Genomic DNA, 8,994 nt, shown 5'->3' on the forward strand with positions numbered 1-8,994 from the left:
ATCTGCTCTATCTGATGGTTTTGTATTCGCTTAAATATGTCATCTTTGGTTTTTGTTATATCGTTGTAGATGTATGCAAAAAAAAGACCAAGCATAAAGAGCAGAAAAAATATTCCAAACTCTCTCTTCTTTACCATACTTTATCCTCTTTGTATGCATCGAGTTCACTTGAGACCCTTATGTTTTGAAGCTCGGTTCTCGGCTCTACTATAAAAATGTTGGGTCTGCCTTTTTTCCAAAAAAATGCGCCGAAACTCTCAGGAATATCTTTTAGCAGTTCGTAATTTAGAACAAAAATAGGCTTGTCTCTGCAATCCTCATCATCCTCTATGCTTTTTTTCTCCTCCACTACGATAAGCGTTGCCACTGCACAGTCATCGGTCACTATGAGATAGCTGCTTTTTTTAAACTCTTCGAGCAGTTCATCATTGTCACTCCAGATAGTTATGGTTTTTTCTATTGAGATATTTGAAAATATCTTCTCAAGTATCTGCGCTTTTATATCTATTCTCTCTTCTGAGGCGAATGAAGCGACGGCTAAAAAAAGCACTATTAATAAAGCTCTCATCAGAACGTATACTCCGCAGTAAATAGAACCCTTCTGTCTGTTGCCGATACATCAACGCCGTTTATAGGTGTCTTTGAAGCCTTATCTAGAATATTTTCCGCTTTTAGTTTTAACTCCGTCCTTTTGTTTAGTCTATATATGGCTCCAAACGAGTAGTCGTAACCCCTCTTTACGTCGATCCCCTCCGCGCTCGTGTATTTGGAACGGTAAAGAAGTTCGTTGTAGATATCGATATTTCCTATGGTGTTGAAAAGCTGCAGGGCAGCACCCTCTCTTGGAGAGTAGTAGTTATCCCTGAACTGTCTGTATATCTCAACTTTAACTCTGTTATCGATGTTAAAACTGTGCTCTACATTTGCAAAAAAGAGCTCAAATCTGTTTTTGTCACTGCTGTTTACATATATGCTCTGTGTAGGATTAATAAGGTTTTTATCGAATATGATCGCGTTGTCTGCCTCGCTTTTCCCGATCCCAAATCCGTAGGTGGTGTCCTCTTTTGTGTATATAAGTTCGGCAGATAGAGTAAGTAACTCAGCACTCTCCAAGTCGGGGTTGACTCTGTAGTTCGGCGCATAAGTAGTTTGCAGAAATGTCGGATATACGTAGCTCTGCATTGCAAAGAGCTTAAATTTAAACTCATCAAAGACACCCACATACCCCGCTCTTAAAATATGTTCGGTAGATGATCTATCCAAGCTGTTCTCGTAACGGTCTAATTTTGCGCTAAGTGAGATGAGGTGGTTTTCGTTTATATTATAGAGATTTTCCGCATAGAGCATAAAGATGTCTAGTTTTTTCGGTCCCCAGTTCATCGGTGTATCGACGCCGTCTACTCTGTAATCGTCTATGCCGAACTCTTGGCGTTTAAACTGTGCTCCTACAAAGAGGTCGTTGTTGCCGTTTATAAATCTCTTCTCCACGATGGCGCTATAGACTTTTGTATTTATGGCGGTATCTAGCTGCTGCGGAAGCGGAGGAGTGATACCCGGCAGCGGTATACCGAGATAATCTTCGTTGTATATCTCGAACTTTTCATAAGATGCGGTAAGCATCACTTTTAGCTCATTTTCAAAATACTTCGTTATATGTGCATAGATGTCGCTGGTGTGGGTATGCCCATCTTTTGTTGACATTCCGAGCCCGCTGAAGATATCATACTTCTCATTGATGGCTCCAAATTCGATATCGTAGTCATCTTGCTTTGAGAACTTGAAGTACATCTGACCTCTCAGACCGTCTCTTGAGAGATCTGTGCCGCCTATGTTGTACTCTTCATAGTTGTTTTTTCTCAGATCGATATTTGCAAGGTAGGAGTATTCGTCAAATACCTTTGCTTCAACAGCCTGAAGGGTAATGCTTCCCAGCGTGTCAATCGAGGTCTGAACTGAAGTGCTGTTTTCGCGGGATGAATCTTTTGTAAAGAGTTTTATAAGCAGAGTCCCGGGTTCATTTCCGAATGTGACAGAGTTTCCTGCTTGGTATATCTCTATGTAGTCTATAAAGTAGAGCCCCATTCTGCCGTACTGTACCAAAACATTGCCAAGAGTAGCGGAGTTTAGCTCATGAGAGTTTATGTATATTTTTACGGGCAGCGAAGACATTTGTGACTCACCGCTTCTTACAAGCGTTGTCATCCCGTTTCGTCTTGGCTGCAGGGTAAAGAAGCGAACGGTCTTTAGAACATCGTTGAGGGTATAAGCCTGCATCTTGTCAAGCTCCGAGCGTGTTATGACCCTTACATGTCCGGCACTCTCTTTTTTTGTGTTATGGTAAGGTTCCTCAGCGCTTTTATACTCTTTAAGAAGGGTGTCAAGAGAGAGCTCCTCTGAAAAGAGAATAGATGAAAGCAGTAAAAAGAGTGCAACTATATGCATCCATATCCCCCACAAATATTATGAATGGTAATACGTCAGTATATTAAATGATTGCTTAGTTTAGACTTGCATCTGCCAGTGTGAGACAAAATAAAACTTCTATATTCTCTTTTTGTAAAGCAGTAACGGCTTGGGTCAGAGTCAAGTTTGTCGTAATAATGTCATCTACTAAAATAACGCTTTTTTCATTCACTTTTTTCAGTTCAAAATCTCTGGGGTTTAGTAGTCTGAACTGTTTGCTTTTGCCTGAGTAGCTCACTCTGTTCTTTGCTCTGAGTTTGCCAAAAACAGGTTTTATATATTTGCTTTTTAGTGCTCTGTTTAGTATGGCTGTATGTGAGTAGCCTGATTTGGTATAGTCATCGACGCCAATTGAGGCTACTATGTACGGGTACTCGAACTCCGATGCAAATTTAGCTATGGAGTTTTTCGCTAGGATGGAGTAGATGTAGTAGCCGATATCGGTATGTTTTGTGTGAAGCAGCTCTTTTATGTCGCTGTATTTGTAAAATGAGATAACATCGATGGTCCCGAGGATCTTTCTTCTGTGGATGGATGGGGTTAAAAAAGTGTTTTGACAACGTTTGCAGATGTGCGAAAATGAGAGATTCTCACACATTAAGCAGCGCATTTTAATCCATCTTAAGCACGGACATAAACGTCATATTATTGTCTCCTTGCAGCTGGAACAAGTCCCATCTGCAATTCCTCTCACTAAAGCTTTTGCTATCGCAAAGAGAAGCATTTATTATAAACATTGTCTAATCCATTTTGAGCACGGACATAAATGCTTCTTGAGGAAGATTTACTTTTCCGATCGCTTTCATACGTTTTTTACCCTCTTTTTGCTTCTCCAGAAGTTTTCTCTTTCTTGTTATGTCTCCGCCGTAGCATTTGGCAGTAACGTTTTTGCCCATGCTCTTTACGGTCTCTCTGGCAATGACCCTGTTGCCTATGGAGGCTTGGACTGCTACTTCAAAGAGCTGTCTAGGTATGATCTCTTTCATATTTTTAACAAGCGCGCGTCCTCTTGATTCCGCAGACGAGAGAGGTACTATGATGCTTAGCGCATCGACCACTTCGCCTGCTACTTTGACATCTAGTTTTACGAGGTTGCCCTCTTTGAAGTCTATCGGCTCGTAGTCAAAACTTGCGTAACCTTTTGAGATAGATTTGAGTTTGTCGTAAAAGTCTACAACGATCTCGTTCATCGGTAGCGAGTACTCAAGCATAACTCTATCTTCGTTCAGGTATGTCATCTTGTCCTGCATACCTCTTTTTGAGATAAGCAGCGTTATGATGTTTCCTAGATATTCGCTTGGAGTGATCACTGTCGCTTTTACATAAGGCTCCTCGATTCTCTCTATCTGGCTTACTGATGGGAGTTCTGATGGGTTTTGCACCTCTACCATCTCGCCGTTTGTAAGATATACGTGGTAGACGACCGAGGGTGCCGTTGCAATAAGGTCAAGGTCAAACTCACGCTCTAAGCGCTCTTTGATAACCTCCATATGAAGCATGCCCAAAAAGCCTACGCGAAAGCCGAATCCAAGCGCAATAGATGTCTCAGGCTCATAAGATAGAGAAGAGTCGTTAAGCTTTAGCTTGTTAAGAGCGTCTCTTAACTCCTCGAATTTATCGGTATCAATAGGGTAGAGACCTGCAAAAACAAATGGTTTTGCAGGTTCGTACTTCACTGCAGGCTCCGCAGTCGGGTTTTTTGCATCGGTGATCGTATCGCCGACATTTACAACGCTGACATCTTTAAGGCCAAGCACTACTATGCCTATCTCCCCGCTCTTAATTGCATTTGTCTTTTGTCTCTTTAGCGGGTGAGGGTACATAAGGTCGAGCACCTGATGCTCCTCATTGTTGCTCATAAGTTTGACCAGCTGATTTTTTCTGATCTCGCCGTCAAATACACGTACAAGAGCCAAAGCTCCCAAGTACGGGTCGAACCATGAGTCGTAGATGATGGCTTTTGTAGTAGCCTTAGGATCTCCGCTTGGAGCAGGAACACGCTCGACTATAGCATCTATAAGTTCGCGGATGCCTACTCCGGTTTTTGCAGATACCAATACCGCATCGGTCGCATCAATGCCTATACTTGTCTCTATCTCTTCTGCAACTTTTACAGGGTCTGCCGCCGGGAGGTCTATTTTGTTGATGACCGGGATAAGCTCAAGGTTGTTATCCATAGCCAGGTAGACGTTTGCGATCGTTTGTGCCTCAACGCCTTGAGCCGCATCTACGATAAGCAGCGCGCCGTCGCTTGAAGCCAAAGATTTGCTAACCTCATAAGAGAAGTCGACGTGACCCGGAGTGTCTATAAGATTGAGAATGTAGTGCTCGCCGTCTTTTACGTAGTCTAGACGAACGCTTTGCGCCTTTATGGTAATGCCGCGCTCTTTTTCGATGTCCATCGTGTCCATCATCTGTTTTGTAAGTTCACGCTCACTAACAGCTCCGCACTCCTGGATGATCCTGTCGGCCAAAGTGCTTTTTCCGTGGTCTATATGTGCGATAATAGAAAAGTTTCTAATATTCTTCAATTAATTCCCTTGTTTATGCAAAAAGTGAATTAACACTCTCGTTGTGATAGACCCTGCGAATAACCTCTGCAAAGAGAGGTGCGACTGTAAGTACGACTATCTTATCGTGTGGCTTTGACTCTAATGTATTTGTAACGATAAGCTCGTCAAGTTCGCCGTTTTGGATGTTATCATAAGCTTTTCCGCTTAGCACGGCGTGTGTTGCACAAGCGACAACCGAAGTTGCACCTTTGTTCTTAAGCGCGGTCGCGGCTTTTACCATTGTTCCTGCCGTGTCGACCATATCGTCGATCATAATGACATCTTTGCCGTTAACATCGCCGATAATGTTCATAACTTCGCTCTCGTTCGCTTTTTCGCGGCGTTTATCCACTATTACCATATCAAGTCCCATTCTTGTGGCAAAGTAGCGTGCACGAGCGACTCCACCGATGTCCGGAGAAGCGATAATAGGGTTTTTGAGGTTTTTGCTCTTGATGTAGTTCTCAAAAGTTATAGAGCCGTAGAGATTATCGACAGGAATGTTGAAAAAACCTTGTATCTGTCCTGCGTGAAGATCAATGGTTACGACTCTGTTTATACCCGCAGCTTCATACATATCTGCAACCAGTCTTGCGGTGATCGGAACACGAGGGGCAGCTTTGCGGTCCTGTCTTGCATAGCCATAGTACGGAACGACCGCTGTGATGCTGGAAGCTGAAGATCTGCGAAGAGCATCGGTCATGATAAGAAGCTCCATAAGATTGTCGTTTGATGGTGCACCGGTTGACTGAACAATAAATACGTCGCGACCGCGTACGCTCTCAGCGATCTGAACAGAGATCTCACCGTCACTAAACTTTTTAACATCGGCTTTAGCCAATGGAACATCTAAAATCTGACAAACCTCTTTTGCAAACTCCACACTTGCCGAACCTGCAAAAATTTTATAACCGCGCATGGGATACCTTTTAGAAAATTTAGTGGGAATTATACAAAAATAGTGCTGAGGAGTTGTTAAAGCGAAGCGGATATAAAAGCTTTGCAATGTGATACAATATAATTTTTAAAGCAGGCGGGGACGTGTATGCAAAACAGAGAAATTTTAGAGCGTTATGAGATGGCAGAGAGCGGGGAGATAATCATTGATATCTCCACCCAAAAAGTTGAGGATCTCTACAGCAAATTTGATAAAAAATCCCACTTTTTAAAAAAAGATCTCAATCAGGACCTTGTTGATTATATAATCGAGTGTGCCGGCGAGATAGGCGATGAGAGATTTTTGATCCGGTTTAATTTTGAGTCAAAGATCGAGCCTGAGTCGGTATCAAGGCTTCAAAACAGCGTAAAGAGATTTTTTGCATATCTGCAGGAGCATGAACACTCAAAGATGAAGGAGATGTTTAAAAAGTCGGCAACGCTGCTTTTTGTAGGGGCTATTATAGCTACGCTCTCAATCGGTATGGCTCAGAGTGAGTTTATGCAAAAGAGCATCGCTTTTGCAGTTATATCGGAGGGACTTACGGTCGCGGCCTGGGTCTCGCTGTGGGAGGCTCTGGCAATATTTTTGGTTAAGTGGATGCCCTATAAAAAGAAGATATCTCTTTATGAGCGCATCGCAAATGCTAAAATTATCTTTAGCGCATAATAGGCTTATCTGGCCTGTTTTATAGCCTCAAGAGCTGCTTCATAGTTCGGTTCTGCGGTAACTTCGCTAACTATCTCTTTGTAGACTATCACTCCGCTTCGATCAATGACAAAAACCGCTCTCGCACTTAAGCCCTTTAGCTTGTTGTCTGCCATTAAAACACCGTATGCTTTGCTTACCTCTTTGTCGATATAGTCGCTTGCAACTGAGAGGTTTTCGATGCCGCTCGTGGTACAAAAACGCTCGGAAGCAAACGGAAGGTCCATAGAGACAACCGTTGTCTCACAGATATCTAAGTTGTTTACGTCCTCGTTAAATCTTCTTGTCTCTGCCGCACAAGTGTCCGTATCTAACGAAGGCACTGTTATAAGCAGCTGTATCCTGTCTTTTGCGCCGCCTATCTCTACGTCGTTCAAGTCGGTCCCTATTGCGTGTACAACAGGCGCTTTGTCCCCAACGTTAAGCGCGTCTCCCTCTAGATTTACCGTGCTCCCTTTAAACATTGTCGTTTGCATAAATATACCCTTGAAGGGCATCTCTAAAAACCCTATTACTGATTTTTGAAGAGCAAATTTTTAAACTAGTACAAGGCAAGATTTTGAAACTCCTAGCCGTAGCTAAGAGTTAGAAATCTGACGATGTAATTGTTAAAAAGTTGCCTTCCCTTCGGGCTTTATAGATTTTATGCCTATCTTCGTTGCCGCTCATCGCCATAGCTTTGGCTATGACTCTTCGCGCCGCCTTGATATACGTAAAATCTCTTAAAGCAAAAATCGTAAGAGTTTTTAAAGATGCCCTAATTTTTTTTTAACGATATTAACATAAAAATTATGTAAATTCTCTTTTATAGGTTTATTTTTTTATACACATTTACGAGAGGAAACGTTTTAAAACTCTGTTGAGCTCTGCCATGTCTATAGGTTTTGCTATGAAGTCATCTGCTCCGGCTTCAAAGAACTTTTCTCTGTCCTCTTCCATTACGTTTGCTGTAAGGGCTACAATAGGGGTTGGTTTAAGAGCGTTTTTGCTCTCATGCTCACGTATCTTGTATATCGCCTCTACTCCCGTCATATTTGGCATACTCTCATCCATCAGGATAAGATCGAACTTTGATGAGTTGAAGAGCCTTAGAGCTTCCAAGCCGTCTTCGGCAATGGTCGGTTTCAAAGAGTACTCTTGAAGCAGTATCTCCATAAGCATCTGGTTCATTTTGTTATCTTCTGCGACTAAAATATTTCCGGATAGGTTGGAGAAATCAAAATCTTCCGCAGGCTCAGACTCTTCTTCTTTTAGTTGCTCTATCTCTCCTGATTCGCAGTTCTCAAGAGGAAGAGAGAGGGTAAAAGTGCTCCCTTGCCCCTCTTTGCTAAAGAGCGAGATGTCGCCGCCCATAAGGTGGGCCAGTTTTAAGGAGATGGAGAGCCCAAGTCCAGTGCCGCCATATTTTTCACCGCTTCTGTAGCCGGCTTGTTCAAAGGCACCGAATATTCTCTTTTGAGCATCAAGAGGTATGCCGATCCCCTCGTCTTTTACAGAAACTATAAGGTTTGAATCTTTGTAGGTAATGTCTACAAATATCTTTTTGTCTTGGGGAGTGAACTTGAATGCATTGCTTAAAAAGTTAAATATTATCTGTTTTATTCTCAACAGATCGCCCTCTAGGCAGTATGGAATATTGGGGTCTATATTGGAGATCAGCTCGATTGATCTCTCTTTTGCGGTCGGCTCAAAAAGTTTGCTTACATACTCCAACTCTTTTTGTGGATGGAAAAAGTGCTTGTTTATTACAAGTTTGCCGCTCTCTATGGTTGAGAGGTCTAAAATATCATCTATTACATGCATAAGCGTTTTTGAATTTGAGAGGATGATATTGAGGTAAGATAGGTTCTTTTCATCTTTTATGTTCTTTTTTAGAAGATTGATAAATCCAAGTATTGCATTCATGGGAGTTCTTATCTCATGGCTCATATTTGAGAGGAACTCCTCTTTTGCCTTTTTTGCCGCCAGTGCCTTTTGAGTCCTGCCTTCAGCAAGCAGCTTCTCCTCTTGCGTAGCTTTAAATCTGTCCGCCAAAGCAAAGGAGAGCAAAATCGTATCGATAATCATACCATAATCGACTGCGTGAAGTCCTGCATCAGTATATGGTATCAGCGCCATGACGGTAAGGGCTGTAATCAATGTTCCAAGCAGTCCTGCGGTAATAGCGAGCAAGAAGAGCCTTGCGTAGTGATTGCCCTTTAAGATGGAGTAGATGGCTATACCAAACACATAGAGGCTAAAGAGCACTGTCAGACTTATGGCAAAAGCAACGTGGTATCTGTACCCCATAAAAAAGGTAGCTAGCATAATGGCGACGTAAAGAGAAGAAGATAG

Annotated in this window: 8 protein-coding genes; 1 reads left to right on the forward strand and 7 read right to left on the reverse strand. The window is 42.4% G+C overall.

Annotation, left to right across the window (positions count from 1 at the left end; genetic code table 11):
* Positions 1–130: 130 nt before the first annotated feature.
* From RBR61_RS09885 to RBR61_RS09905, 5 genes are all read right to left on the reverse strand, one after another.
* Positions 131–568 carry a hypothetical protein gene (locus RBR61_RS09885; protein ID WP_320343996.1) on the reverse strand — a complete coding sequence of 146 codons (438 nt, stop codon included), beginning with the start codon at positions 566–568 and terminating at the stop codon, positions 131–133.
* A complete protein-coding gene (locus RBR61_RS09890) occupies positions 568–2,442 on the reverse strand; it encodes a TonB-dependent receptor plug domain-containing protein (protein ID WP_320343997.1) in 1,875 nt (624 codons plus the stop codon). The genes RBR61_RS09885 and RBR61_RS09890 overlap by 1 nt, the downstream gene beginning before the upstream one ends.
* A 55-nt stretch (positions 2,443–2,497) precedes the next feature.
* Positions 2,498–3,061: a ComF family protein gene (locus RBR61_RS09895; protein ID WP_320343999.1), complete on the reverse strand. Its 564-nt coding sequence runs from the start codon at positions 3,059–3,061 to the stop codon at positions 2,498–2,500.
* 142 nt (positions 3,062–3,203) lie between these two features.
* Positions 3,204–4,994, reverse strand: coding sequence for a translation elongation factor 4 (lepA, locus tag RBR61_RS09900; protein WP_320344000.1), 1,791 nt, complete (start codon positions 4,992–4,994; stop codon positions 3,204–3,206).
* Positions 4,995–5,007: 13 nt separating this feature from the next.
* Entirely contained in the window at positions 5,008–5,934 is a 927-nt protein-coding gene (locus tag RBR61_RS09905) for a ribose-phosphate pyrophosphokinase (protein WP_320344001.1), read from the reverse strand.
* A gap of 126 nt (positions 5,935–6,060) precedes the next feature.
* Between RBR61_RS09905 and RBR61_RS09910 the strand changes: the two genes are divergently transcribed.
* Positions 6,061–6,621, forward strand: coding sequence for a hypothetical protein (locus tag RBR61_RS09910; RefSeq protein WP_320344002.1), 561 nt, complete (start codon positions 6,061–6,063; stop codon positions 6,619–6,621).
* 5 nt (positions 6,622–6,626) lie between these two features.
* Here the strand turns inward: RBR61_RS09910 and tpx are convergent, their stop codons facing one another.
* Together tpx and RBR61_RS09920 are read right to left on the reverse strand one after the other, a co-directional pair.
* Positions 6,627–7,136, reverse strand: coding sequence for a thiol peroxidase (gene tpx / locus RBR61_RS09915; protein ID WP_320344004.1), 510 nt, complete (start codon positions 7,134–7,136; stop codon positions 6,627–6,629).
* 355 nt (positions 7,137–7,491) lie between these two features.
* The coding region (locus RBR61_RS09920) for an ATP-binding protein (RefSeq protein ID WP_320344006.1) at positions 7,492–8,994 on the reverse strand (1,503 nt) is incomplete at its 5' end.

Origin of the sequence: Sulfurimonas sp. (assembly GCF_034005705.1) — a bacterium.
GTDB lineage: Bacteria > Campylobacterota > Campylobacteria > Campylobacterales > Sulfurimonadaceae > Sulfurimonas.

What these genes read in the sequence shown, in the direction of transcription:
- RBR61_RS09885 (WP_320343996.1), bottom strand. Translation starts at nt 568, where the DNA reads ATGAGAGCTTTATTAATAGTGCTTTTTTTAGCCGTCGCTTCATTCGCC.
- tpx (WP_320344004.1), bottom strand. Translation starts at nt 7,136, where the DNA reads ATGCAAACGACAATGTTTAAAGGGAGCACGGTAAATCTAGAGGGAGAC.
- RBR61_RS09905 (WP_320344001.1), bottom strand. Translation starts at nt 5,934, where the DNA reads ATGCGCGGTTATAAAATTTTTGCAGGTTCGGCAAGTGTGGAGTTTGCA.
- RBR61_RS09895 (WP_320343999.1), bottom strand. Translation starts at nt 3,061, where the DNA reads ATGTGTGAGAATCTCTCATTTTCGCACATCTGCAAACGTTGTCAAAAC.
- RBR61_RS09890 (WP_320343997.1), bottom strand. Translation starts at nt 2,442, where the DNA reads ATGCATATAGTTGCACTCTTTTTACTGCTTTCATCTATTCTCTTTTCA.
- RBR61_RS09910 (WP_320344002.1), top strand. Translation starts at nt 6,061, where the DNA reads ATGCAAAACAGAGAAATTTTAGAGCGTTATGAGATGGCAGAGAGCGGG.